The following is a 25,533-nucleotide window of genomic DNA, read 5'->3' on the forward strand; positions in this document are numbered from 1 at the left end:
CACGGCGGCGGCCAGGGGCCGCCGCCTGCTATTTTCTTTTTCTTGTTTGGAACTCGTCTCACATGTCAAAAAATATCCATAAGCATCGTATCCTGATCCTGGATTTTGGTTCTCAGTACACCCAGTTGGTTGCGCGCCGCGTCCGTGAGATCGGCGTCTATTGTGAACTGTGGGCATGGGACGTCACTGAAGCGCAGATCCGCGACTTCAACCCAAGCGGCATTATCCTCTCCGGCAGCCCGGAGAGCACCACGGCAGAGAACAGCCCGCGCGCGCCAGAGTACGTCTTCAACGCTGGCGTGCCGGTGTTCGGCATTTGCTATGGCATGCAGACCATGGCGATGCAGCTGGGCGGCCACGTGGAAGGCTCCAACGAGCGCGAGTTCGGCTACGCGCAGGTGGAGATTCAGGCACAGAGCGCGCTAATCCGTGACATCCAGGACTCCCTTAGCCCGACCGGCCAGCCGCTGCTGGACGTCTGGATGAGCCACGGCGACAAAGTCACCGCCATCCCGTCCGACTTCGTTACCGTTGCCAGCACCGACACCTGCCCGTTTGCCATCATGGCGAACGATGAGAAGCGTTTCTACGGCGTACAGTTCCACCCGGAAGTGACCCACACCCGTCAGGGCCAGCGTATGCTGGAGCGTTTCGTGCTGGACATTTGCGGCTGTGAGGCCCTCTGGACGCCAGCCTCGATCATCGAGGATACGGTGGAACGCCTGAAGCAGCAGATCGGCAACGATCAGGTGATTCTGGGCCTCTCCGGCGGCGTGGACTCCTCCGTGACCGCGCTGCTGCTGCACCGCGCCATCGGTGACCGCCTGACCTGCGTCTTCGTTGACAACGGCCTGCTGCGCCTGAACGAGGCAGATCAGGTGCTGGAGATGTTCGGCGACCACTTCGGCCTGAACATCGTGCACGTACCGGCGGAAGATCGCTTCCTGTCGGCGCTGGCGGGCATTGACGACCCAGAGGCCAAGCGCAAGACCATCGGCCGCGTGTTCGTTGAGGTGTTCGACGAAGAGGCGAGCAAGCACGAAGAGTTCAAGTGGCTGGCGCAGGGCACCATCTACCCGGATGTGATTGAGTCCGCCGCCTCCGCCACCGGCAAGGCGCACGTCATCAAGTCGCACCACAACGTCGGCGGCCTGCCGAAAGAGATGAAGCTGGGTCTGGTTGAACCGCTGAAAGAGCTGTTCAAGGACGAAGTGCGCAAAATCGGCCTGGAGCTGGGCCTGCCGTACGACATGCTCTACCGTCACCCGTTCCCAGGCCCAGGCCTCGGCGTGCGCGTGCTGGGTGAAGTGAAGAAGGAGTACTGCGACCTGCTGCGCCGCGCGGACGCCATCTTCATCGAAGAGCTGCACAAAGCCGACCTCTACAACAAGGTCAGCCAGGCCTTCACGGTGTTCCTGCCGGTGCGCTCCGTCGGCGTAATGGGCGACGGCCGCAAATATGACTGGGTTGTCTCCCTGCGTGCGGTCGAGACCATCGACTTCATGACCGCCCACTGGGCGCACCTGCCATACGACTTCCTTGGCCGCGTCTCCAACCGCATCATCAACGAAGTCAACGGCATCTCCCGCGTGGTCTACGACATCTCCGGCAAACCACCGGCAACGATTGAGTGGGAATAACCCCCGCCTGACCCCCTCCAAAACCCCTGCTCAGGCAGGGGTTTTTTATGCCCACTGCTCACAACTTCTCACACCTCTCATCTGTACCCTCACCAAACACATAAAATCTCAAACTATGCCTCATGGATGGACAGGGCGCGTCCGGCCGGACGGGGAGGGTGCTAGGGTCAATTAATAAGCCATTGTGAGGTGACGATGAAAAATCTGGTTGCAGATGTCCTGATCAAAATGTCAAAAATCGAGGTGGAAACCAAAGATTTGACGGCGCAGGTCGAGGCACAATCGCTGGTGTTGGCTGCCCTGATCCTGACAGTGGACCGGGCGCTGGCGGAAAATGTCTCGCAAACAATTAACCAAGCGATTGTTTCGGCAGAGACGGATTTTGAGGGAATCGTGTCATCGGATGTCGTTTTGTTGCGCTCTCACTTAAACCGCTTGCTCACTTTGCCCAAATTGGTGAAAGCAAAATCCGAATAATCTGAAGTCGGTAGGATAACCGGCTGAATCGCCTAAAAATCAGGCATGGCGGGGGTTGCAGCCCGGTTTGGGGGTTTCACATCATCTGTAATCGCTGCTAGGCTTGTTAGTATTTGCTAACAAAATGTGGAGGGAATGTGAAAGAAAATTCAAATGATGAAGACAGCAATGAAGTCTGTCCTGAGTGTCTGGCAAGTGGCGAGGATTATCAAACCCAGGTAAAAAGCATTAAGGATAGCCAGAGTGGCAACACCATCATTAAGGTTCAGTACTGTGTGCACTGTGGCAATATCATTAGCATCTCCAGCGAAGAGTCACACCCGGTACAGCGGGCGCCGGAGCCGATAATACGTCATATATCAGGTTGAGGATTGGATAGTTTTATTAACCCTAAAAAAGATAACGTATACCAGGAAAACGTTTTATTACATAGGGCAGGCCATCGCCTGACACTATGCCAGACACCGCAAGGGACCCTGCTTAGGGGGGAGTTTTTAGGCACCAGCCGTGACCGGCCAGCCGCTCCCCAGATGATTATTCAGCAACCCACGATGCGGCAGGTTTTTCGATTCAGGCCATCCTCCCGGAAAACCTGCCGTATCACGTCCTGACCCCGCCTGCGCCTTTAGCGCGTCACAGGGTAGTGCAGCAGAAAATACTCCCCATTCGGTGCCGTACCACGGCTCACCTTATGCCAGCCATGCCGACAGTAGAACGCCAACGCGTCAGTGTTGCGCACCAGACACTTCAACGCGCCCGTACTGGTAAAAGTCTCCTGCGCCGCCTGGAGCAGCGCCAGCCCGGCCCCTTGCCCCTGTGCCTCTGGGGCGACGAACAGGTTATGCAGGAAGTTCTCGGCCTCAAACAGTGAGGCAAACCCCACCGGACGCCCCTCGTGCTCCGCCACCAATACCGTCTCGCCCAGCACGGCCCGGTCAAAATCCTCCAGCCGCCAGTCGTGGCTCTCCAGCCAGGGCCAGGCCTGCTTGCGGGCCGCGAGATAGAGGGTGCGCAGGAAGGGGCGGTCTGCCTCCTGATAGGGGCGAATGATCATCAAAACTCCTTGTGTGACGTGAACCAGAAGCCCTTGGGCTATCTTCAGCGTAGTACACGCCGCCAGCGCCTTCATGCACCCGCCTGACACGCTGAGTGGATAAATGCAGATAATTTATTGATTATAAATAGATAAATCACACGTTGTGAGCCGCGCGGGCTTGCGGGGAAGGGGGCAGGGCAATAGCCTTAGCTTACCATCCTGCACAGTGAGGCCATTATGGACGAGCGTAAAGTAGTGCGTGACACCGAGACCGGCCAGTTCGTTGATCCGGAAGAGGCCAAGCGGCGGCCAAAAACCACCGTCACCGAGACCATCAAAACCCCTGACAAAGGGAAGAAGAAAAAAGCCAAACCCTAAGCGCCCGCCGGGCGCTTTTATAGGGGCAAAGAAAATAGGTAAAAAGGGAAATGCCTTCTCTCTTTAAGGAAGGTGATAGGCTCATTTGAACCGTTGGGCAGGCTCGCCCTTTTTATAGATCAGGTGTCGTAATTTAATATTCTTATTATTACCGGATCGGATTTTATTCCACGCCTTAGCCATAGTGTAGCGTATATGTGGTGTTGTATGTTTCTCTTCCTCTTTCATCATCATATCAAGCAGCCATGAATATATGACCTTCTCGATGGTCTCAGGCTGCAAATTGACGTCCCCGTAGATTTGAGAGCAGAAGCTGTCTGAGGCTGCGGGATCCACCCGTCGGGTTAATACTCGAATAAGCATCATCTCTGAACGGGAACGGAGTGATTTATGGGTAGGGAAACAGTGTTTATCCACCCACTCGTAGGCGGCCAACAACTCCTCTTTGTGCTTCTGTACATAATTGACCACCTCTGCTGAAGAGGCACCTTTCATGGCCAGTTGGCCGCTCTGGCACCACTGCACAATGGTGGGGCGTTCGTAAATGATGAGGGTAGGCACAATGACGCCAATCTCTTTCGCCGGCCCAGGTTTAATGCCCGGTACGCGGAAAAAGATGTGATCACCGTGCGTACGGCGCTTGCCATTATCAATGGTGTCAGCAGACTCTTCTGGCACATTGAATGCCAACGTCATATAGACGTCTACGCCAGCTTTGACAATTGCATGGAGACGATGCTGCCCATCAATACAGCGAATAGGGTTATCAGGTGTGCCAATAAATTGAACCGGTTGGGCGTTCCTTTTCCATAGCCCGCGCTTCATTAAATCTGCCAGTGTCTCAATATGCGATTCGGAGAGCATCCGGTTATGGGTATTATAAGATAGCAGCTGCTGCGCTAATTCAGGCCCGACTATTTCACCTTGATACGTTATTTCACCACGCATTAATTTATCCCTTAATATCAGAAAAGGTAAAAAATATTCCTTCCGTTTGGGATTTGTCATAATTTGAATCAACGTATTTCAGATTAAAAATAACGCAAAATATAATTATGCTAATCATAAGCCCCCGAAGTTATTTGCAACTTACCGGTGGGTTGCTTATGCTGGACGCGCTGTAATACAGCGACCAATGACTCGGGGTGCCCTTCCTGGTGAAGGCTGAGAAATACCCGTATTACCTGAACTGGATAATGCCAGCGTAGGGAAGTCAGGATGCCTTGCCGGCACCCCCTTCTTTCACGCCGGTAAGGAGAATGCCCATGCTGTCCCCTACCGATCCCACCCTGTTGGCGCTGCCCGCCGATCTTGCTGATGCCTCGTGGCGCGCGCTGTCGCGCCGTGCGCCGTTGGTGCACTGTCTGACCAATGAGGTGGTGCAGTCCGTTACCGCCAATCTGCTGCTGGCCGTCGGCGCATCGCCCGCGATGGTGGTGGAGCCACAGGAGGCGGCGCAGTTCAGCGCGCTGGCTGATGCGCTGCTAATCAACCTCGGTACGTTGAACCACGCCCGCGCGGAGAGCATGTTGGCGGCCATCGACAGCGCCAACGCTGCCGGTACGCCCTGGACGCTCGATCCGGTGGCGGTCGGCGCGCTCACCTACCGCACGGACTTTGCCCGCCGGCTGCTTGACCTGCGCCCGGCGGCGATCCGCGCCAATGCCTCGGAGATACTGGCGCTGGCGGGCCAGCCAGCGTTGGGGCGCGGCGTAGACAGCGGCGACGACTCGCTGCGGGCGCTACCGGCGGCGCAGGCGCTGGCGCAGCAGTGCGGTGCGATCGTGGCGGTAACCGGGGCGGTGGATTACATCACCGATGGCCGCCAGACGTGGGCGGTGGCGGGGGGCGATGCGCTGTTGACGCGAGTGGTGGGCACCGGCTGTGCGCTGTCGGCGCTGGTGGCGGGCTTTACTGCACTGGAGGGGCGGCGGTTGGATCATGTCGCGGCCGCCTGTGCGCTGATGGCGCGCGCCGGGGAGCGGGCGGCCGCGCAGGCCGCCGGGCCGGGTACGCTACTGCCGCACCTGCTGGATGCGCTGTGGCAACAGGTTGGGGAGGCGCGCCCATGACCCGCATTAACGCCCTGACCATCGCAGGCACCGACCCAAGCGGCGGCGCGGGCATCCAGGCTGACCTGAAAGCCTTCTCCGCGCTGGGTGCCTATGGCACCAGCGTCATCACCGCGCTGGTGGCGCAGAATACCCACGGCGTGCAGTCGGTCTACCGTATCGAACCTGGTTTTGTGGCGGCGCAGCTCGACTCGGTGCTCAGCGACGTGCGCATCGACAGCGCGAAAATCGGTATGCTGGCTAACAGTGACATCGTGGAGGCGGTGGCGGAGCGGCTGGCGCACTACCAGGTGCCGCACGTGGTGCTGGATACGGTGATGCTGGCGAAGAGCGGTGATCCCTTGCTGGCGCCGGAGGCGGTGGAGGCGATCCGCCGCTGCCTGTTGCCGCAGGTCTCGTTAATCACGCCGAACCTGCCGGAGGCGGCGGCGCTGCTGGCCTGCGATCAGGCTCGCAATGAGCAGGAGATGCGCCAGCAGGGGCGCGGGTTGCTGGAACTGGGCTGTCAGGCGGTGCTGATGAAGGGCGGCCACTTGAGCGAGCAGGAGAGCCCAGACTGGCTGTTCACCCGCGACGGCGAGTGGCGCTTCAGCGCGCCGCGGGTAGCGACGCGCCATACCCACGGCACCGGCTGCACCCTGTCGGCGGCGCTGGCGGCGTTGCGCCCGCGCCATACCGGCTGGGTGGATACTGTCCCGCTGGCAAAGGCCTACCTGCAACGGGCGCTGGAACAGGCCGACAGCCTGGAGGTGGGCAGCGGCATCGGCCCGGTGCACCACTTCCACCACTGGTGGTAAGCGCGGCCTGACTGCGCATCAGGCCGGTGTTCAGCCGATACCGGCCTGATGCAGGTCATGCAGGTTCAGCGCGCCCACCAGCGTGCCGTTGACGTCCACCACCGGGGCAGCGCTCAGGTGGTTGGCGTGCAGCGCCTCCAGCGCCTCACCGGCGCGCCACTGCGCGGGCAGCAGGAAGCCGGGACGGGTGACCGCGGGCCACAGCGGATCTTGCAGCGCATGGCCAGCCACCAGCCAGCGACGCAAATCGCCATCGGTAAACACCCCCAGCACCCGGTGCGCGGCGTCACACACCGCCACCAGCCCCAGCCCGGTGCGGCTCAGCTCCAGCATCGCGTCCATCACCGTCGCCCCCTCGCTCACCTGCGGAATGCGCTCATCGGTACGCATCAGGTGGTGCACCCGGTTGAGCAGGCGCGCGCCCAGACTGCCGCCGGGGTGGGAGCGGGCGAAATCCTCCGCGCCGAAACCGCGCTGGCGCATCAGGGCCATCGCCAGCGCGTCGCCCATCATCAGGGTATTGACCGCGCTGGAGGTGGGCGCCAGCCCCATTGGGCAGGCCTCACGCTCCACGCTGATGTCCAGCACGCACGCCGCCTGTTGCGCCAGCGGCGAGGCCAACCCGCCGGTAATGGCAATCACCGGGATGCGGCTCTCGGCCAGCAGCGGCAGGATCAGATCCAGCTCCTTGGCGCGGCCGGAGTAGGAGATAAAGATCATCACATCCTCCTCGCCAATCATGCCGAGATCGCCATGCAGCGCCTCCGCCGGGTGGACGAAAAAGGCCGGCGTGCCGGTGCTGGCGAGCGAGGCGGCGATCTTCTTGCCAATGTGGCCGGACTTGCCGATGCCGGAGACCACCGCCTTGCCGCGGCAGGCGAGCAGCAGTTCACAGGCTTGGACGAACTGGCCATCCAGCCGCGCCAGCAGGCGCTGCGCCTCGGCCAGCTCTATCTCCAACGTCTCACGGGCAAAATCCAGCAACGGGTGGGGGGAGGGGTATGACATTGCAACGGTTCCTGTCGGCTAAAAAGGGCCTTATCCTGGGCGATGGCGGCCAGATAAACTGTGATCGGGGTTAGATTTTACGCCCGGCGGCCTGCGCCGGGCAGGGCATCAGCTCGCCTCGAACCAGTCGCTGTTCTGTTCGGCAATCGGCGTGATGGAGTAGATCAACTCCTGGAGGTGCAAACGGATGGCGGCCTCGGCGCGGTCGGCGTCGCGTGCCTTCAGGGCGTCGGCGATCTGCTGGTGCTGGGCCAGCAGGCTCTCCGGCGGCGAGACCTCACTCAGGCTCAGGAAGCGCACCCGGTCCATCGTCGCCTTGATCGACTCGATGGTCTCCCACGCCAGCTCACAGTTGGCGATGCGCGTCAGCAGCTGGTGGAACTGGTCATCCAGCGCCAAAAACTCGCGCGTCTGCTGGCTGGCGGCGGCCAGCTTCTGCCGCTCCAGATTGTGCTCCAACTGCCGGATCTGCTCATCGGTCACCATCGCGGCGGCGCGGCGTACCACGGCGCACTCCAGCGCCTGACGGATGAAGCGCGCGTCCGCCACCTGCTTGGCGGAGATTTTCATCACAAAGGTGCCGCGCTGCGGCAGGATCTGCACCAGCCCGGCCTCGGCCAGCTTGATAAAGGCCTCCCGCACCGGCTGGCGTGACACGCTAAAGCGCAGCGAGATCTCCTTCTCCGACAGCAGGGTGCCGGGGGCAATGGTGCAGTCAACGATCTCCCGGCGCAACAGGCGGTAGATCTGCTGGTTGACCGGGACATTATGTAACAGTTCTGAAGGCATAGGGCAGGGCAGCTCACCAAAAGACGATGGCCGCCAGTGTAGCATGAGTGGGCGGCGCGGTTAACGACGGCGGCCCGGCGGGCCGACGGCGGCTTACCCCAGCAGGGTGCAGTTGGGCGGCAGGCGGCAGCTCAGGGCCGCTGGCAGCAGCTCAATACGGAAGTGGGTATCGCTCAGCGGCTCGCCATCCAGGTTGAAGGTCATCTCATTCGGGGCCTGAATCTCCAGCCACGGCAGCGCCGCGGAGATCACATTCGGGTTCTCCTCGCCGCTGACGATGCTGCGCAGGAACGCTGGCACCAGCTCTTCGGAGGTGAACAGCCGCAGTTGCAGCAGGCCGTCATTGATCAGCGCTTCTGGGCAGAGCGCCTGCCCGCCACCGGCCTGCTTGCCGTTGCCGATGCCAATCACCAGCGCGTCGCCCTCCCACTGGAAGTCCGGGCCAGTGATGGCGCAACGATCCGCTTTCAGCGTATCCATGCGCATCAGGCCGTGTAGCAGATAAGAGACGCCGCCGAGCGCCGATTTCAGCCGCTCCGGCGTCTCGGTGGTGATGCGGGTGCCGAAGCCGCCGGTCGCCATATTGATGAAGTAGCGCTCACGGTTCACCCGCGCCAGATCGATGGGGTAGGCGTGGCCCTTGATCGCCAGTTGCAGCGCCAGCTCCAGATTGTCAGGGATATTGCAGGCAGTGGCGAAGTCATTGGCGGTGCCGAGCGGCACGATGCCGAGCGCTGGCCGCTGGTCGTCGGGGGCCAGACAGAGCGCGGTGGCCACCTCGTTGATGGTGCCGTCGCCGCCGCCAGCAATCACCGTCGCGGCGCGCAGCGCCACCGCCTCCTCGACGTAACGCCCGGCATCGCCGTGCTCCCAGGTGACGCGTACGTGCAGGGTCACGCCATCCTGGCGCAGGGCCGTGACCGCCTGGCGGAGATCCTCATTTCCCGCCCCTTTTCCATTAAGGATCAGTACATGGACTGATGATTCAAACATTGCATACTCCCGGCAATAAGCGTACAGCGGGCAGGGTCGCCCAACATTGAGTATAAGATAAACCAAAACGCCCTGGCGCCGGTACTGGCAATGGGCGGCCGCAGGCAATGCAGATAAATCTTAGCGCAGCGGCAGAAAAAGGAGGGCAGATAAAAAGGGCGGAAAATCAGGCCGCTTATTTTCCCTGCCAGCAAACGTGTGGAAATAATAAACGCCGGTGGGCAATGAAAGGGAATGGTTTTGCCATTATTTACAAAAACTGAAATTTCTCATCCAATTATTTGCGTAATAAATGATTTTTATTTATCTGATTGATAAGAAAGAAAAAGCCGACCCAAGGGAGATTGGGTCGGCTAAGGAGGTGGTTCCTGAAGAACATCAACGCTATTTTTGATTGTTAATTTTCGCCCCAGATAGTACGCACCAAAAAATAATATTGATGTGATCCGATTCTAAAAATGATGAAAAAATCTCACAATTTCCAGGGCTATTTTTTTACGCTTCCTGACTTTCGGGCAAATTACGCAGCAGCAGGGCGAAACGGGTATCCAGCGTCTCCGGCAGCGGCAGATAGACGGTGTGGCCATCGCCCGGCGCCACCTCCACCTCCTCGCCGCGCGCGTTGCGCATCGCCGACAGCGTGAAGTGCACGTTGCCAGCAGGCGTCATCAACTCCACGCTGTCACCGCGCAGGAAACGGTTTTTCACCCGCACCTCCGCCCAGCCGTCGCGCCGTTCGCCGGTCAGCTCGCCGACAAACAGCTGGCGCTCAGACATTGAGTGGCCGTAGTCATAGTTCTGCTTCTCCTCGTGCACATGGCGGCGCAGGAAGCCCTCGGTGTAGCCGCGGTGCGCCAGCCCCTCCAGTGTGGTCAGCAGCGTCGGGTCGAAGGGCTTGCCAGCGGCGGCGTCATCGATCGCCCGGCGGTAGACCTGGGCGGTGCGCGCGCAGTAGTAGAAGGATTTGGTGCGCCCCTCAATCTTCAGCGAGTGCACGCCGATGCGCGTCAGCTGCTCGACATGCTGGATGGCGCGCAGATCCTTGGAGTTCATGATGTAGGTGCCGTGCTCATCCTCAAAGGCGGGCATCGGCTCGTCCGGCCGCTGCGCCTCCGCCAGCATGAACACCCGATCAGTGGTCGCGCCGATGCCCAGCGTCGGCTCCACCTGCGTGACCGGGATTGGCGTGTGCTGGTGGACGATGTTGCCCACCTGATCCTCCTGCCCCTCCTGCACCCGGTACTCCCAGCGGCAGGCGTTGGTGCAGGTGCCTTGGTTCGGGTCGCGCTTGTTGATGTAGCCGGAGAGCAGGCAACGGCCGGAGTAGGCCATGCAGAGCGCGCCGTGGACGAACACCTCCAGCTCCATGCCCGGCACCTGCTGGCGGATCTCGGCGATCTCCTCCAGCGCCAGCTCACGCGACAGGATCACCCGCGACAGCCCCATCTGCTGCCAGAACTTCACCGTCGCCCAGTTCACCGCGTTGGCCTGCACCGACAGGTGGATCGGCATCTGCGGGAACGCCTCGCGTACCAGCATGATCAGCCCGGGATCGGACATGATCAACGCATCCGGCTGCATCTCCACCACCGGTTGCAGATCGCGCAGGAAGGTTTTCAGCTTGGCGTTGTGCGGGGCGATGTTCACCACCACGTAGAATTTTTTGCCCAGCGCGTGGGCCTCGCGGATACCGAGCGCCAGGTTCTCGTGGGTGAACTCATTGTTGCGCACGCGCAGGCTGTAGCGCGGCTGGCCAGCGTAGACGGCATCCGCGCCATAGGCGAAGGCGTAGCGCATGTTTTTCAGGGTGCCGGCGGGGGAGAGCAGCTCCGGGGTAAAGGTGTTGGACATGGTTTGGCTCATTCTGATGACAGGTCAGGGCGGGCGTGGTGCCGCCGCGGGTGTAATACCCGCACGATAATTAAGGTCAGGGATTGTAGGCCGATGCGCCGCCGGGTGCAATGCTGCACGCGGGCAGGCCGCGTGCAGGAGGGGGTCAGTGGGTTAAATCGCGAATGTCGGTGCTGGTGCCATGTCGCGTGACGGCCAAAATACCGTGGCGCGCCGCGCTAACCGAGCTGTAAAGCTCGCTGATGCCGATCACCTGATAGTTGCGGGCTTTCAGCACAAAGTAGGGTTGGTTGGTGCTGCTCTGTTTTATTTCGTACTGGGTCTCTTCCGGGGCGTTGTGCTGCACCGAACTGATGCCATTCTCCGCCGAGGCTTTGGTGGCATACAGCTCACTGGTCAGGATGATCTCCCCGTTGCTGGCCTTCAACTCAAAGTGATAGCGTCCGTTTCTGGCTTTTTTAATCTCAAAATGCCCGATTGCCATGGTCGAAATCTCCTCTGGTTAGGAATGTTCCGAGAGAGTGTACTCAAGACAAAAAGGGGGAGGAAAGGCGAAAAAAGCATCAGCGGCGCGCAATGTGAAGAGTTGTGATCCTGTTCGAATTTTGCCTGCAACCGGCGTGGATAGCCGGTTGCTGCATATAAATAGCCACCCTGTGCATAAGCTACTCCAGGTGGCAGGCGTCCGCCTCCCAGCGGTAACCGACGCCGTAGACGGCGCGGATAAAGGGTTTTTCGCCATCGATCGCCTCCAGCTTGCGCCGAAGGTTCTTGATGTGGCTGTCGATGGTGCGGTCAGTGACCACCCGGTAGTCATCATAGAGGTGGTTGAGCAGCTGCTCGCGTGAGAAGACGTGGCCGGGCTGCATCGCCAGCGTCTTCAGCAGGCGGAACTCCGCTGGCGTCAGATCCAACGTCACGCCAAGGTAGCTGGCCTGAAAGCGCGCCTCGTCAATGCGCAGCGCATAGGCCTCTGGTGGGGCCTCGTGGCGTTGCAGGCAGCGGCGCAGGATGGTCTTCACCCGGGCCACCACCTCGCGCGGACTGTAGGGCTTGCAGATGTAGTCATCCGCGCCAATCTCCAGCCCCAGCAGGCGGTCAATCTCCTCAATCTTGGCGGTCACCATCATAATCGGCACCTCGGAGAAGCGGCGGATCTCGCGGCAGATGGTCAGGCCATCGGTGCCCGGCAGCATCAGGTCGAGCAGGATCATCGCGGGCATCTCCGCCTGTACCGCCGCCACCACCGCGTTGCCGTCGGTCAGCCAGCGGGTGTGGTAGCCCGCCGCCTCCAGATAGTCCACCAGCAGTTGGCCGAGTTTCGGCTCATCTTCAACAATCATGATTTGCAGCGGCATCTCGCTGTGTGTCTCCATGGGAATCCTTACGCGGGGGTGAGTAGTGGCAGGCGCACCAAGAGGCGGATGCCCCCCAGTGGCGAGTGTTCAGCGCCGATGGCGCCGCCGTGCGCCTCGACAATATTCTGGCAGATGGCCAGCCCCAGCCCGGAGCCGCCGCTGGCGCGGTTGCGCGAGCCTTCGGTGCGGTAGAAGCGCTCAAAGATGCGCCCTAGTTGCTCATCGCTCAGGCCCGGCGCGCTGTCCTCAAAGTATAGCAACAGCTGTTTATCCTGTTTCTTGCCATGAATCAACAGCTTGCCACCGGCATCGGTGTAGCGCAGGCTGTTCTCCAGCAAATTGTTGAACAGTTGCGTCAGGCGATCCGGATCGCCGAAAATCAGCGCCTGCGGTGGCAGTTCGCTGCTGATGGTCAGCTGTTTGCCGTGGAAGCGTTCACGGAACACCGCCTCCGCCAACTGCACCAGGTGGATGGCGTCGATGCGCTCCTTGCGGTAGGCCAGCGCGCCAGCATCCGAGAGGGAGAGCTGGTGCAGGTCATCCACCAGCTTGGTGAGGGTCGCCACCTCCGCCTGCAAGGAGAGCAGCGCCTCCGGGCTGAGGCGGCGCACGCCATCCTGCATCGCCTCCATTTCGCCGCGCAGCACCGCCAACGGGGTGCGCAGCTCGTGGGAGATGTCGGCCATAAAGGCGCGGCGCATCTGCTCATTCTTCTCCAGCGTGGTCGCCAGCTGGTTGAAGTCCTGCGCCAGCTTGCCCAGTTCATCCTGGCTGTCCACCTCGACGCGGGTGGCGAAATCCCCGGCCGCCAGCCGATGGGTGGCGCTCACCAGCCGCTTGACCGGTGCCAGCATCCCGCGGGAGAGCAGCCAGGTGGCAGCGGCGGCCAGCAGGGCGGAGAGGGCAACGATCATCCAGCTGGTGCGGCGCTGCTGGCGGTCGAAGCTGATATCAGTGTTGCGCGTCAGGCGCTCCACCGGCGAAGAGACCAGCGTGCCGACCCGCGTGCCATTGACCACAATTGGCCGGTGCGTCCCCTCCGGCGGCACCGGCACGCGCGGCCCCACCAGCGGGCGGTTGTGCTCATCCAGCACCCAGAACTGGGTACGCCAGCCATGCGGCGGCAGGCGCGGGTTGTCATCATTGGTTTCGAAGGTGTGCAGCAGCTGGTAGATGATCTTGTTGTCCTTGCGCAGGAAGGCCCAGCTGCCGTGCTCCTGATACTGATCCTCCAGCGCGTCGCCGATCATCTCGATGCGCTGCTCGTTGCCGTGGCGGATATAGTCGATAAAGCCGTGCTCAAAGCTCATCCTGACGCCCCAGTGCATGGTGATCAACACCAGCATACAGGTGGCGAAAATGGCGAGGAACAGCTTGCCGGTGATGCCAATTCTCATGAGTGCCTCGTGGTGCGTGCGCGCTTCTCACCGTGGCCAGCCGGCTGCGGCGCGGCGGCGTCCGGGACGCGGTTAAAGATCAGCGCCGGCAGGGCGATGATCACCGCCAGGCTGAGGTAGGTGCCGATAAAGGCGGGCTGGGCGGCGCTGGCGGTGGTCGCCGTGCCCTCCTGCATAAACAGGCCGAGCAGGATGCCCGCCGCGCTGACCCCGAGGCTCATCGACAGCTGCATCACCATCGACAGCAGGCTGTTGCCGCTGCTCGCCAGCCGGTTCGGCAGGTCTTTCAGCGTCAGGGTATTCATGCTGGAGAAGCGCAGCGAGTTGACCATCCCCTGGAAGAACAGCACCACCGGGATTGCCCACCGCCAGCCGAGGTAGGCCACCAGCGGCACGCCGAGGCTGACCAGCGCCAGCAGCAGCGTGGAGGCCACCAGCGCCCGGCGGTAGCCGAAGTAGTTGACCACCCGCACCACGATCCGTTTCATCCCCATGCTGCCCAGCACCATCGGGATCATCATCAGCCCGGCGTGGAACGGTGAGAAGCCCAGCCCCACTTGCAGGAACACCGGCGTCAGGAATGGCAGCATCCCACTGCCGATGCGCCCGAGCAGGCTGCCGGTCAGGCCGATGCGGTAGGTAGGGGTGCGGAACAGCCGCATCGGGAACAGCGCCGCCGGGTTGAGGTGCGCATACTGCCAGTAGGCGACCAGCGCTGCCGATCCGGCGAACACCAGCCAGCCGAGGTCAGCGGCGGTCAGCCCCAGCGCGCGCTGGCCGTCGAGTGCCAGCGTCAGGGTCGCCATCGCCACCGCCAGCAGCAGGAAACCGCGCACGTCAAAGCGGCGGGTCTTCAGCGTGTGGTTCGGCATCAGTTTCAGCGTCGCCACCGCGCCAGCGATGCCGACCGGCAGGTTAATCAGGAAGATCCAGTGCCAGCTGGCGTACTCCACCAGAAAGCCGCCCAGCGCTGGCCCCAGCAGCGGGCCAACCTGTCCCGGCAGGGTGACGAAGGTCATCGCCGCCATATACTGCTCGCGCGGCACAATTTTCAGCACCGTCAACCGGCCAACCGGCACCATCATCGCCCCGCCGATGCCCTGCAACACCCGCGCCAGCACCAGCTGGTTGAGGGTGTCGGAGAGCGCGCAGAACAGCGAGCCAAGGGTGAACAGCACGATGGCGGCGAAGAACACCCATTTGACGCCGATGCGATCCGCCAGCCAGCCGCTGGCTGGCAGCATCACCGCCACCGTCATCACATAGGCGACGATCACCGTATGCATGTGCAGCGGGCTTTCACCCAGACTGGCCGCCATTGAGGGCAGGGCGGTGATCACAATCGTGGTGTCCAGCGATTGCATGAAAAAACCAAAGGCAACGATCCAGAGTTGCCAGCGCACGGCAGCGGGAAGGGTGGGCATAGGGGTGAGAGATCTCCTCCGGTAAAGGGCGGGCGCGTGGCCCGCCGGGTTAGGGTTCGAGCGGCAGCGGCGCGCGGCGATGGTCGGCGCGCTGGCGCAGGCGGTCAAAGAACAGGTAGACCACCGGCGTGGTGTAGAGCGTCAACAGCTGGCTCACCAGCAGGCCGCCGACGATGGTGATCCCCAGCGGCTGGCGCAGCTCCGCGCCATCGCCCTGCGTCAGCACCAGCGGCAGCGCGCCAAACAGCGCCGCCAGCGTGGTCATCATGATGGGGCGAAAGCGCAATAGGCAGGCTTGGAAGATCGCCTCGCGCGCCGTCAACTGGCCGCGCCGCTGGGCGTCGAGCGCAAAATCGACCATCATGATGGCGTTCTTCTTCACGATGCCCATCAGCAGCAGCACCCCCACCAGCGCCACCAGACTGAAGGGGGCGTCGAACGCCTCCAGCGCCAGCAGCGCCCCCAGCCCGGCCGAGGGCAGGGTGGAGAGGATGGTCAGCGGGTGCACGTAACTCTCATACAGCACGCCCAATACAATATAGATCGTGGCGATGGCCGCCAGAATCAACAGCACCTGCGAGCGCTGCGTCTCCTGAAACACCTGCGCGGTACCGGCGAACTGGCCGCGCACCGTCGGCGGCACGCCAATCTGCGTCATGGCACGGGCGATGGCGGCGGTGGCGTCAGAGAGGCTGGCGCCGTCCGCCAAATTGAAGGAGATCGTAGCGGCCGCCGCCAGCCCTTGGTGGTTGACCGCCAGTGGCGTGTTGGCCGGTTGCCAACGGGCGAAGTAGGCCAGCGGCACCGGCTGACCGGCGCTGTTGGTGACGAACATTTTCTCCAGCGCGCTGGCGTCCTGACGGTTGGCCGGATCCACCTCCATCACCACCTTATACTGGTTCAGCGGCTGGTAGATGGTGGAGATCTGCCGCTGGCCGAAGGCGTTGTTCAGCAGCGCGTTGGCGTCAGAGACGCTGACGCCCAGCCGCGCCAGCGTGTCGCGGTCATAGATCAGCCCCAGTTCCGCGCCGCTGTCCTCTTGATCCGAGCTGACATCCACCAGCTGCGGCAGCCGGGTGAAGGCCTCCTTGACCTTCGGCGCCCAGAGGCGCAGGGCGCTGAGGTCATCGGCCAGCAGCGAGAACTGGTAACCAGCATTCGACTCGCGCGCGCCGACGCGCACATCCTGCACCGGCACCAAAAACAGGTTGGCGCCCGGCTCCTTCGCCAGCTTAACGCGCAGGCGATCCACCACCTGCCGGGCGCTCTCATGGCGCTCACTGAGCGGCTTGAGGGAGATGTACATCGAGCCGACGTTGACGCGGGTGCCGGTAAAGCCGGTGACGTTCTCCACCGCCGGGTCGGCGCTGACAATCGCGCTGAACGCCGTGAGCTTGCGTTGCATCCCCTGGAACGAGATGCTCTGGTCAGCCTGGATGTAGCCGAGCAGCCGACCGGTGTCCTGCTCCGGGAAGAAGCTTTTCGGGATGGAGAGGTAGAGCCACACCGTCAGGCCGAGGGTGCCGAGCAGCAGCAGCCCCACCAGCCGCGCATGGTTAAGCACCCGGTTCAGCGAGCGGCCATAGAGTTGCTGGAGCGCCAGCAGCGCGCGCTCCAGCCGACCCGGCGTGGCGGGGGCCGCTGGCCAGCCCGGCTGCGCCCGCAGGATGCGCGCGCACATCATCGGCGTCAGGGTCAGCGAGATAAGCAGCGACAGGCCAATCGCCACCGACAGCGTGACGGCAAACTCATGGAACAGCCGCCCCGGCAGCCCCTCCATCAGCAGCAGCGGGATGAATACCGCCACCAGCGACACGCTCATCGACAGCACGGTAAAGCCCACCTCCCGCGTGCCCTGCAAGGCGGCGGCCAGCGGCTTCATGCCCGACTCGATGTGGCGGGTGATGTTCTCCAGCACCACAATGGCGTCATCCACCACAAAGCCGGTGGCGATGGTCAACGCCATCAGTGACAAATTGTTGAGGCTAAAGCCGCACAGATACATGGCGGCGAAGGTGCCGACCAGCGACACCGGCACCGCCACCGCGGGGATCAGCGTGGCGCGGCCGGAGCGCAGGAACAGGAACACCACCAGAATCACCAGCGCCACCGCCAGCGACAGTGAGCGCTCCACCTCATGCAGCGAGGCACGGATGGTGGGCGAGCGATCCTGCGCCACCGCCAGATCGACGGTGGCGGGCAGCGCCTGCCGCAGCGCTGGCAGTGTGGCGCGCACGCGATCGACGGTGGCGATGATGTTGGCGTCCGGCGCGCGGCGCACCAGAATCAGCACCGCTGGCTTGGCCTTCGCCAGCCCGGCGGTGCGCTCGTTCTGCGCGCCGTCGCGCACCTGCGCCACATCCTGCAAACGCACCGCCGCGCCATTGTGGTAGTGCACCACCAGCGGCCGGTAGTCACGCGCCTGCGTCAGGCCATCATTGGCCTCCAACTGCCAGCGCTGCTCGCTGGACTCCAGCGCCCCCTGCGGGCGGCGCACGTTGGCCCCGGCAATCGCCTGACGCACCTCGTCCAGCGACACCCCTTGGTTAAACAGCGCGGTGGGGTTGAGCGTTACCCGCACCGCGGGCAGCGAACTGCCGCCGAGGGTGACGTCGCCGACCCCCTCGAGCTGGGCGATTTTCTGCGCCAGCTGGGTACTGGCGAGGTCATAGAGCTGCACCGGGCTGTAGGTGTCAGAGGTGAGCGCCAGAATCATGATCGGCGCGTCCGAGGGGTTGGCCTTGCGGTAGGTGGGGCGGTTGGGCATCCCGCTTGGCAGCAGGCTCTGGGCGGCGTTCAGCGCCGCCTGCACGTCGCGCGCCGCGCCGTTGATGTCCCGGCCAAGATCAAATTGCAGCACGATGGTAGTGTTGCCGAGGTTGCTGCGCGAGGTCATCTCGTTGACACCCGCGATGCGCCCCAGCGCCCGCTCCAGCGGGGTGGCGACCGAGGCGGCCATCGTCTCCGGCGACGCGCCCGGCAGCGAGGCGCTCACCTGGATCACCGGGTAGTCCACCTCCGGCAGCGGCGCGACCGGCAGGCGCACAAAGCCGAGCAGCCCGGCCAGCACGATGGCGGCGCTCAGCAGCGTGGTGGCGACCGGGCGCTGGATAAACAGGGCGAAGAGGTTCACTTGACGAGCGGCTCCGGCGGCAGTGGGCGCAGGCGGCGCGCCAGACGGTCAAACAGCAGGTAGATGACCGGCGTGGTAAACAGCGTCAGCACCTGACTCACCAGCAGCCCGCCCACCATGCAGATGCCAAGCGGGCGGCGCAGCTCCGCCCCGACGCCGCTGGCCAGCATCAGCGGCAGCGCGCCGAGCAGCGCCGCCAGCGTGGTCATCAGGATCGGCCGGAAGCGCAGCAAACAGGCCTGATAGATGGCCTCATAGGGCGTCATGCCCTGCTCGCGCTCCGCCGCCAGCGCAAAGTCGATCATCATGATGGCGTTCTTCTTGACGATGCCAATCAGCAGGATGATGCCGATGATGGCGATCACGTCCAGCGCGCTACCGGCCAACATCAGCGCCAGCAGCGCGCCGACGCCAGCGGTCGGCAGCGTCGAGAGGATGGTGATGGGGTGGATGAAGCTCTCATAGAGCACGCCGAGCACGATATACATGGCGACCACTGCCGCCAGAATCAGCCACAGCGTACTGCCGAGCGCCGCCTGAAACGCCAGCGTCGCCCCCTGGAAGCGGGTGGTGATATCCGCTGGCAGCGCCAGCGCCTGCTCGGCCGCGGTCACCGCCTGCACCGCATCGCCCAGCGCATAGCCGGGCGTGACGTTGAAGGAGACGGTGGCGGCTGGCAGTTGATCAAGGTGGTTGACCGAGAGCAGGCCGAAGCGCTGCTCAATGCGGGCGATGCTGGTGAGCGGCACGCGGTTGCCGTCACTGCCGTTAAGCCACACCCGGTCAAGGGCCGCCAGCCCCGGCGTGTCGCGGGTGTCCTGCCCCAGCACCACCCGGTACTGGTTGGCTTGGGTGTAGATGGTAGAGACCAGCCGCTGGCCGAAGGCGTTGTAGAGCGCGTTGTCGATGTCCGCCATCGAGATGCCGAGGCGGCTGGCGCTGTCGCGGTCAACGTTGACGTAGGCCACCAGCCCGCGATCCTGCCAGTCGCTGCTCACATCCTGCAACGCCGGTGACTGGCGCAGCCGCTCCAGCAGCGGCGGCAGCCACTCGCCCAACGCCTCTGCTGACATCGCCTGAAGGGTGAACTGGTACTGGGTGCGGGTCAGTTGCGTATCGATGGTCAGATCCTGCACCGGTTGCAGGTAGAGGCGCACCCCCGGCATATCCGCCACCGCCTGTTGCAGGCGCGGGATGATCTCCGCCACCCGGTCACTGCGCTCCGCCAGCGGCTTGAGGGTGATCTGCATCCGCCCGGTGTTGAGGGTGGCGTTCGCGCCATCGACGCCGACAAAGGAGGTCAGCCCGGCCACCGCCGGGTCACGCAGCAGCCGCGCCGCCACCTGTTGCTGGCGCTCGGCCATGTTGCTAAAGGAGACGGCTTGCGGCGCCTCCAGCGTGCCCTGAATCAGGCCATTGTCCTGCACCGGGAAAAAGCCCTTGGGGATCAGTAAATAGAGCAGGGCGGTCAGCAGCAGGGTGCTCACCGCCACCCCGAGCGTCAGCCACGGGTGGCCGAGCACGCGGGTCAGCAGGCGGCCATAGCCCGCGATCACCCGCTCAAACAGGCGCTCGCTGGCGCGCGAGAAGCGGTTCTGTTGGCGCAGCGCGGCGTGGCTCAGCATCCGCGCGCACATCATCGGCGTCAGGGTCAACGACACCACCGCCGAGATCAAAATCGCCACCGCCAGCGTGACGGCGAACTCGCGGAACAGCCGCCCCACGATGTCACCCATAAACAGCAGCGGGATCAGCACCGCAATCAGCGAGAAGGTGAGCGAGATGATGGTGAAGCCAATCTCGCCCGCGCCCTTCAACGCCGCCGTCAGCGGCGGGTCGCCCTGCTCGATGTAGCGCGAGATGTTCTCAATCACCACGATGGCGTCATCGACCACAAAGCCGGTGGCGATGGTCAGCGCCATCAGCGTCAGGTTGTTGACCGAGAAGCCAAGGAAGTAGAGCACCGCGAAGGTGCCGATCAGCGACAGCGGCACCGCGATGCTCGGGATCAGAGTGGCCGCCAGGTTGCGCAGGAACAGGTAGATCACCATCACCACCAGCGCGATGGAGAGCAGCAGCTCGGTCTGCACGTCGCTGACCGAGGCGCGGATGGCGGTGGTGCGGTCATTGACCAGCGTCAGCGTCACCGACGCCGGCAGGCTCTCCTGCAACGCTGGCAGCAGGGCGCGAATGCCGTCGGCGGTGGTCAGCACGTTGGCCCCCGGCTGGCGCTGCACGTTGAGCACAATCGCCGGTTGCCGCCCTGACCATGCGGCCAGCCGGTTGTTCTCTGCTCCCTGTTCCACCCGCGCCACCTCACCGAGCCGCACTGGCGCGCCGTTCTGGTAGGCGACGATCAGCTGACGGTAATCCTCCGGCGAGCGCATCTGGTCATTGGCCGCCAGCGTCACCGAGCGCATCGGGCCATCGAGGCTCCCCTTGGCGGAGTTGACGTTGGCGTTGCTGATGGCGGTGCGAATCACCTCGCTGTCCAGCCCGCGCGCCGCCACCGCCGCCGAATCCATCTCAATGCGTACCGCCGGGCGCTGGCCACCGGCCAGCGTCACCAGCCCGACGCCGCCCACCTGCGACATCTTCTGCGCGACGCGCGTCTCCGCCAGATCCTCCACCGCGGTCATCGGCAGGGCGTCGGAGGTGAGCGCCAGCGTCATGATCGGCGGGTCTGCCGGGTTGACCTTGCTGTAGACCGGCGGCGTCGGCAGGTCATCCGGCAGCAGGCTGGTGGCCGCGTTGATCGCCGCCTGTACCTCCTGCTCAGCGACATCCAGCGGCAGCGTCAGTTGGAACTGGAGCGTCACCACCGACGCGCCGCCAGCGCTCTGCGAGGACATGCTTTTCAGGCCGGACATCTGGCCGAACTGGTGCTCGAGCGGTGCGGTGACCGCCGAGGTCATCACGTCCGGGCCAGCGCCGGGGTAGAGCGTCACCACCTGCATGGTGGGGTAGTCCACCTGTGGCAGCGCCGCCACCGGCAGCGCGCGGTAGCCGATGATGCCAGCCAGCAAAATTGCCACCATCAGCAGCGTGGTGGCAACCGGGCGCAGGATAAACTGGCGTGACGGCCCGCCGCGGTGATCCGGGGTCATCGCCTGCATCAGTGCGCCCCCGCCCGTGCCGCGCGCGGCTGGGCATGGGTGGCGGGCGCGTTGGCTGGCGTGTCGCCGGTCACCACCTCCACCTGTGCCCCCTCTTTCAGGCGATCCAGACCATCGGTCACCACCCGCGTCCCGGCGGTCAGGCCGCTGGCGATCACCACCTGTTGCCCCGCCTCCACGCCGGGGGTCACCAGCCGCTTGCTGACGCGGTTGTCCGCCTCCAGCACCCAGACAAAGTGGTTGTTGTCACCCATCTGCACCGCCGCAGCCGGTACTACCACCGCGTCCTGCTGCGTGTCCACCTTCACCCGCGCGTTGACGAACTGGTTAGGGAACAGCGCGTCATCCAGGTTGCTGAAGCGCGCCTTGATTTTGATGGTGCCGGTGGTGGCGTCAATCTGGTTGTCGAGGCTGAGCAGTGCGCCCTCCGCCAGCTTGACGCGGTTGGTGCGATCCCATGCCTCGACCGGCACCGGCTGGCCGCCGCGCTGCGCCCGCAGTAGGGTGGCGATGTTGTCCTCCGGCAGGGTGAACACCACATCAATCGGGTGGGTCTGGGTCAGCACCACGATGCCGGTGTCACTGCCAGCGGTGATGTAGTTGCCGACGTCCACCTGCCGCAGCCCGACGCGGCCAGCCATCGGCGCGGTGATTTTGCTGTAGGTCAGCTGGAGCTGGGCGCTGGCGACCGCCCCCTGATCGGCCTTCAGGCTCCCCTCGGTCTCGCGCACCAGCGACTGCTGGGCGTCCAGCTCCTGTTGGGAGATCAGGTTACGGTTGCCGAGCTGCTGGTAGCGCGCCAGATTCTGCCGGGCGTTGGCCAGCGTTGCCTGATCCTTCGCCAGTTGCCCCTGCGCCTGCGTCAGCGCCACCTGGAACGGGCGCGGGTCAATCTCCGCCAGCAGGTCACCGGCCTGCACCTGTTGCCCCTCCTGGAAGTGCAGCGCCACCAGTTCGCCCTCCACCCGGCTCTTGAGGGTGACGGTATTGGCGGCGGTGACGGTGCCAAGGCCGGTCAAATAGTGTGGCACGCTGCGGGTGCTGGCCGTCGCGGCCTGCACCGGTGCCGGTGTGGTGGCGTGGCGGCCGCCGCGCCGTGCGTTCCCCTGAGTGGCCTCCCCCTCGGTGGGCGGGGACGCAATGAAAAAGTGCCAGACAGCAAAAGCCGCCAGCAGCAGCGCCAGCCAAACCAGCAGGCGGCGCACCGGCGAAGATCGTTTCAGGGATGCATTCATAGGACGAACATATTCTCCGTTATACCGCGTCCGGGGGAACCAGATGTGTGGAACAATCCAAGGTGATAGCGCGAGCAGAGTACCAGTGTAACGACTCCTCCCGTCAGAAAAAATGAAGTAAATATGAAGTCAGCGCCGCGCCGGGGCAGGTCGCGCAAAGACGCCCACTGGGATAACTCAGAATATATTGAGCGGGCAGCTTTCGTTAGCTGTGCAATAATTTTGTGGGTAACAATAAACCAAGGAGATCAGGATGAAACAACGCGAACTGGGCCGCTCTGGCATTCACGTACCGCCGTTGACCTTTGGCGGCAATGTTTTCGGCTGGACCATCGATCAGGCCACCTCATTCAGCATTCTGGATGCGCTGCTCGACCACCGGCTCAACTTTATCGACACCGCGGATGTCTACTCCCACTGGGCGCCGGGCAACCACGGCGGCGAGTCGGAGACCATCATCGGCCACTGGCTGAAAAAGAGCGGCAAGCGCGACCAGATCGTGCTGGCGACCAAGGTGGGCAAGTCGATGGGCGAGGGCAAGGTGGGGCTGTCGCCACGCTACATCCGCGAGGCAATTGACGCCTCCCTGACGCGCCTGCAAACCGATTATGTCGATCTCTACCAGTCCCATGATGATGACCAAGACACGCCGCTGTCAGAGACGCTGGCGACCTTTGACGCGCTGATTAAAGAGGGGAAGGTGCGGGCCATCGGCGCATCCAACTACAGCGCGGCGCGGCTGGAGGAGGCGCTGAAGGTGAGCGAGGCGCAGGGCATCGCGCGCTATGAGACGCTGCAACCTGAGTACAACCTCTATGACCGTGCGGGCTATGAGCAGGGGCTGGAGCAGGTGGTGGAGGCGCACCAGCTGGGGGTGATTGGTTACTACTCGCTGGCGAGCGGCTTCCTCTCCGGCAAGTACCGCAGCGCGGCGGATGCCGGCAAGAGCGCGCGCGGCGAGGGAGTGGTGAAGCAGTACCTCAACCCGCGCGGCCACCAGATCCTGCAGGCGCTGGACGAACTGGCGGAGAAGCACCGCGTCAGCCCGACGCAGATCGCCCTGGCGTGGCTGATTGCCCGCCCGAGCGTCACCGCGCCGATCGTCAGCGCCACCTCGCTGGCACAGCTGGACGATCTGGCGCAGGCCGCGACGCTGACGCTCGAGGAGCAGGACATCACCCGCCTGAACGAGGCCAGCGCCTACTGACGCGCCACCGGGCGGCAACCGCCGCCCGGCTCTCCGTTAGCGGTAGAGCACCTCGGCCCAGCGCGCCAGCCCGGCGGTGACGGAGCCAAAGTCATTGCCGCCGACCAGCGGGATGCCCGGCAACTGCGCCTGTAACGCGGCACGCAGCAGCGGTGAGCGCGCGCTGCCGCCGGTCAGGTAGATCACGTCCGGCGTCACGGCGCTGCCCTGCAATGCCTCGGTCACCTGCTCCTGAATGCGCGCCAGCGGCTGGCTGATCGCCTCGCCCAGTTGCTGCTGGGTGATGCGCTCCTCCAGTGCGGTCTCGACGAACCCCAGCGCGGTGCGGATCTCCGGCTCGTGGGAGAGGGCGATTTTGCTCTCCTCGGCGGCGCGCACCAGCCGGTAGCTCAGGCGCTGCTGGTAGACCTTCAGCAGGCGCTGCACGCTGGCCGGATCGGCGGCATCGCGGATCAGGTCACGCAGCAGGCGGCCGTTGGCGACGCTGTAGAAGTCGCTCTGCGCTGGCACATCGTTGGTGGCGACCGCGTTCCAGAACGGCAGTGCCGGGATCGCCAGCCCCTTGGTGGTCTGGCTGCCCATGCCGCACAGCGGCATCAGCTGGCGGAAGGCGAGCATGATGTCGAGGTCGTTACCGCCGACGCGGCAACCACTGTGCCCCAGCAGGCTCTGCTGGCGGTCAGCCTGGCCGTGCCACTGTGGCCCCATCAGCAGCACCGAGCAGTCGGTCGTACCGCCGCCGATGTCCACCACCAGCACCGTCTTCTCCTCCTGCAAGGTCGCCTCGAAATCCAGCCCCGCCGCCACCGGCTCGAACTGGAAGGCGATGTCGCGGAAGCCCGCGCGCTCAGCCGCACGCTGCAAAATGCCCTGCGCCTGCTGGTTGGCCTCGTCGCCGCCGGTGCCCTGGAAGTTGACCGGGCGGCCAATCACCGTCTGGGTGATGCTCTGTTGCAGCTCGCCCTCGGCCTGGCGCTTGATGTGGAACATCATGGCGCACACCAGATCCTCAAACAGCGCGATCTGCTGCGGCTTCAGGCCGTTGGCGCCGAGGAAGGATTTCGGCGACTTGACGAAGTAGACCTCTTCCGGGTCTTCGGCATAGTGCGCCAGCGCCGACAGGCCAAACAGCACGCTGTCGCCGTTGACCGAAATGTCCTCTTCCCGGTTGAAGCTGACGGCGCGGCGCAGCAACTGCTGGTTCTCGTCACTGCCGGTGGGCACCTGCCAGTGGCGATGTAAGCATTCACTTACTGCCTCGCGCGTCGGCGCGGCCAGCATGGAGGGCAGGTAGGGCGAGGTGCCCTCCAGCGTCAGCAACTCCGCGTTGCCGCCGCGCATCACGGCCACCGAACAGTTGGCGGTGCCATAGTCAAAACCGATAAACATTTCTTCTCCCCATGCCAATAAAGGGGCGCGACTTTACCGGAGAGCGGCGCAACGGGCAAGCCAAACCCGCCGCCCGCCCACCGCGCCGGGAAAATAGCCCCGCCCGGATGCCCATCACCTCCTATACTGCTGATACCTTCCCCCTTTCTGCTGGGAAAGCCACGCCAACGATGTGGCCAGGGGGCGGGCAACGCACCGGAGTTCTGCCCGCGCGGCCATGCAGGAAAACGTCA

At 63.6% G+C, this 25,533-nt stretch carries 21 protein-coding genes and 1 riboswitch; of the genes, 7 read left to right on the top strand and 14 right to left on the bottom strand.

The features are described from left to right. Window positions 1-62 precede the first annotated feature (62 nt). The 3 genes from guaA (at window position 63) to C1N62_RS04030 (ending at window position 2,485) form a co-directional block, all read left to right on the top strand. Complete coding sequence (gene guaA, locus C1N62_RS04020; protein WP_137762414.1) at window positions 63-1,640, top strand: glutamine-hydrolyzing GMP synthase; 1,578 nt, start codon at window positions 63-65, stop codon at window positions 1,638-1,640. Window positions 1,641-1,835: 195 nt separating this feature from the next. Beyond that, complete coding sequence (iraP, locus tag C1N62_RS04025; RefSeq protein WP_137762415.1) at window positions 1,836-2,117, top strand: anti-adapter protein IraP; 282 nt, start codon at window positions 1,836-1,838, stop codon at window positions 2,115-2,117. A 137-nt stretch (window positions 2,118-2,254) separates the two neighbouring features. Further along, window positions 2,255-2,485 (top strand): hypothetical protein, encoded by a 231-nt coding sequence (locus C1N62_RS04030; protein ID WP_137762416.1) that lies wholly within the window; start codon window positions 2,255-2,257, stop codon window positions 2,483-2,485. A gap of 257 nt (window positions 2,486-2,742) precedes the next feature. Here C1N62_RS04030 and C1N62_RS04035 read toward each other — a convergent pair whose 3' ends face one another. Continuing rightward, on the bottom strand, window positions 2,743-3,171 hold the full coding sequence (locus C1N62_RS04035; RefSeq protein WP_137762417.1) for a GNAT family N-acetyltransferase: 429 nt from the start codon (window positions 3,169-3,171) through the stop codon (window positions 2,743-2,745). 219 nt (window positions 3,172-3,390) lie between these two features. Here C1N62_RS04035 and C1N62_RS23125 point away from each other — a divergent pair, with 219 nt between their 5' ends. Then, a complete protein-coding gene (locus tag C1N62_RS23125; RefSeq protein WP_168195802.1) occupies window positions 3,391-3,531 on the top strand; it encodes a hypothetical protein in 141 nt (46 codons plus the stop codon). A gap of 81 nt (window positions 3,532-3,612) precedes the next feature. On the opposite strand, the gene C1N62_RS04040 is transcribed toward C1N62_RS23125, so the two are convergent. Beyond that, entirely contained in the window at window positions 3,613-4,539 is a 927-nt protein-coding gene (locus C1N62_RS04040) for a hypothetical protein (protein WP_137762418.1), read from the bottom strand. A 123-nt stretch (window positions 4,540-4,662) separates the two neighbouring features. After that, a riboswitch (TPP riboswitch) is annotated at window positions 4,663-4,759 on the top strand. Window positions 4,760-4,796: 37 nt separating this feature from the next. Here C1N62_RS04040 and thiM point away from each other — a divergent pair. Further along, on the top strand, window positions 4,797-5,603 hold the full coding sequence (thiM, locus tag C1N62_RS04045) for a hydroxyethylthiazole kinase (protein ID WP_137762419.1): 807 nt from the start codon (window positions 4,797-4,799) through the stop codon (window positions 5,601-5,603). After that, the gene (gene thiD / locus C1N62_RS04050; protein WP_137762420.1) at window positions 5,600-6,400 is read left to right on the top strand and encodes a bifunctional hydroxymethylpyrimidine kinase/phosphomethylpyrimidine kinase; all 801 of its coding nucleotides are present in this window, start codon (window positions 5,600-5,602) and stop codon (window positions 6,398-6,400) included. The genes thiM and thiD overlap by 4 nt, the downstream gene beginning before the upstream one ends. A 30-nt stretch (window positions 6,401-6,430) precedes the next feature. Here the strand turns inward: thiD and gutQ are convergent, their stop codons facing one another. The 11 genes from gutQ to C1N62_RS04105 all read right to left on the bottom strand — a co-directional run bounded on the left by gutQ (window position 6,431) and on the right by C1N62_RS04105 (window position 22,704). Continuing rightward, window positions 6,431-7,408, bottom strand: a complete 978-nt coding sequence (gene gutQ / locus C1N62_RS04055; protein WP_137762421.1) for an arabinose-5-phosphate isomerase GutQ — start codon at window positions 7,406-7,408, stop codon at window positions 6,431-6,433. 108 nt (window positions 7,409-7,516) lie between these two features. Beyond that, window positions 7,517-8,197 carry a GntR family transcriptional regulator gene (locus tag C1N62_RS04060; protein ID WP_137762422.1) on the bottom strand — a complete coding sequence of 227 codons (681 nt, stop codon included), beginning with the start codon at window positions 8,195-8,197 and terminating at the stop codon, window positions 7,517-7,519. A 93-nt stretch (window positions 8,198-8,290) separates the two neighbouring features. Beyond that, the gene (gene yegS, locus C1N62_RS04065; RefSeq protein ID WP_137762423.1) at window positions 8,291-9,190 is read right to left on the bottom strand and encodes a lipid kinase YegS; all 900 of its coding nucleotides are present in this window, start codon (window positions 9,188-9,190) and stop codon (window positions 8,291-8,293) included. A 495-nt stretch (window positions 9,191-9,685) separates the two neighbouring features. Then, window positions 9,686-11,041: a tRNA 5-hydroxyuridine modification protein YegQ gene (gene yegQ / locus C1N62_RS04070; RefSeq protein WP_137762424.1), complete on the bottom strand. Its 1,356-nt coding sequence runs from the start codon at window positions 11,039-11,041 to the stop codon at window positions 9,686-9,688. A gap of 145 nt (window positions 11,042-11,186) precedes the next feature. After that, complete coding sequence (locus C1N62_RS04075; RefSeq protein ID WP_137762425.1) at window positions 11,187-11,525, bottom strand: YegP family protein; 339 nt, start codon at window positions 11,523-11,525, stop codon at window positions 11,187-11,189. 181 nt (window positions 11,526-11,706) lie between these two features. Beyond that, complete coding sequence (baeR, locus tag C1N62_RS04080) at window positions 11,707-12,417, bottom strand: two-component system response regulator BaeR (protein WP_137762426.1); 711 nt, start codon at window positions 12,415-12,417, stop codon at window positions 11,707-11,709. A gap of 8 nt (window positions 12,418-12,425) precedes the next feature. Further along, entirely contained in the window at window positions 12,426-13,796 is a 1,371-nt protein-coding gene (baeS, locus tag C1N62_RS04085) for a two-component system sensor histidine kinase BaeS (protein ID WP_137762427.1), read from the bottom strand. After that, complete coding sequence (gene mdtD, locus C1N62_RS04090; RefSeq protein ID WP_137762428.1) at window positions 13,793-15,220, bottom strand: multidrug transporter subunit MdtD; 1,428 nt, start codon at window positions 15,218-15,220, stop codon at window positions 13,793-13,795. The genes baeS and mdtD overlap by 4 nt, the downstream gene beginning before the upstream one ends. A gap of 49 nt (window positions 15,221-15,269) precedes the next feature. Continuing rightward, complete coding sequence (mdtC, locus tag C1N62_RS04095; RefSeq protein WP_137762429.1) at window positions 15,270-18,353, bottom strand: multidrug efflux RND transporter permease subunit MdtC; 3,084 nt, start codon at window positions 18,351-18,353, stop codon at window positions 15,270-15,272. Next, window positions 18,350-21,469 (bottom strand): MdtB/MuxB family multidrug efflux RND transporter permease subunit, encoded by a 3,120-nt coding sequence (locus C1N62_RS04100; RefSeq protein WP_137762430.1) that lies wholly within the window; start codon window positions 21,467-21,469, stop codon window positions 18,350-18,352. The genes mdtC and C1N62_RS04100 overlap by 4 nt, the downstream gene beginning before the upstream one ends. Beyond that, window positions 21,469-22,704 carry an MdtA/MuxA family multidrug efflux RND transporter periplasmic adaptor subunit gene (locus tag C1N62_RS04105; protein ID WP_137762431.1) on the bottom strand — a complete coding sequence of 412 codons (1,236 nt, stop codon included), beginning with the start codon at window positions 22,702-22,704 and terminating at the stop codon, window positions 21,469-21,471. Before C1N62_RS04105 ends, C1N62_RS04100 begins: the two co-directional genes overlap by 1 nt. A 253-nt stretch (window positions 22,705-22,957) precedes the next feature. Here C1N62_RS04105 and C1N62_RS04110 point away from each other — a divergent pair, with 253 nt between their 5' ends. Continuing rightward, window positions 22,958-23,911 (top strand): aldo/keto reductase, encoded by a 954-nt coding sequence (locus tag C1N62_RS04110; protein WP_137762432.1) that lies wholly within the window; start codon window positions 22,958-22,960, stop codon window positions 23,909-23,911. Window positions 23,912-23,947: 36 nt separating this feature from the next. Here C1N62_RS04110 and yegD read toward each other — a convergent pair whose 3' ends face one another. Beyond that, a complete protein-coding gene (gene yegD, locus C1N62_RS04115; RefSeq protein ID WP_137762433.1) occupies window positions 23,948-25,300 on the bottom strand; it encodes a molecular chaperone in 1,353 nt (450 codons plus the stop codon). Between the last annotated feature and the right edge of the window lie 233 nt (window positions 25,301-25,533).

Origin of the sequence: Nissabacter sp. SGAir0207 (assembly GCF_005491205.1) — a bacterium.
In the GTDB taxonomy this organism is placed as follows: domain Bacteria; phylum Pseudomonadota; class Gammaproteobacteria; order Enterobacterales; family Enterobacteriaceae; genus Chimaeribacter.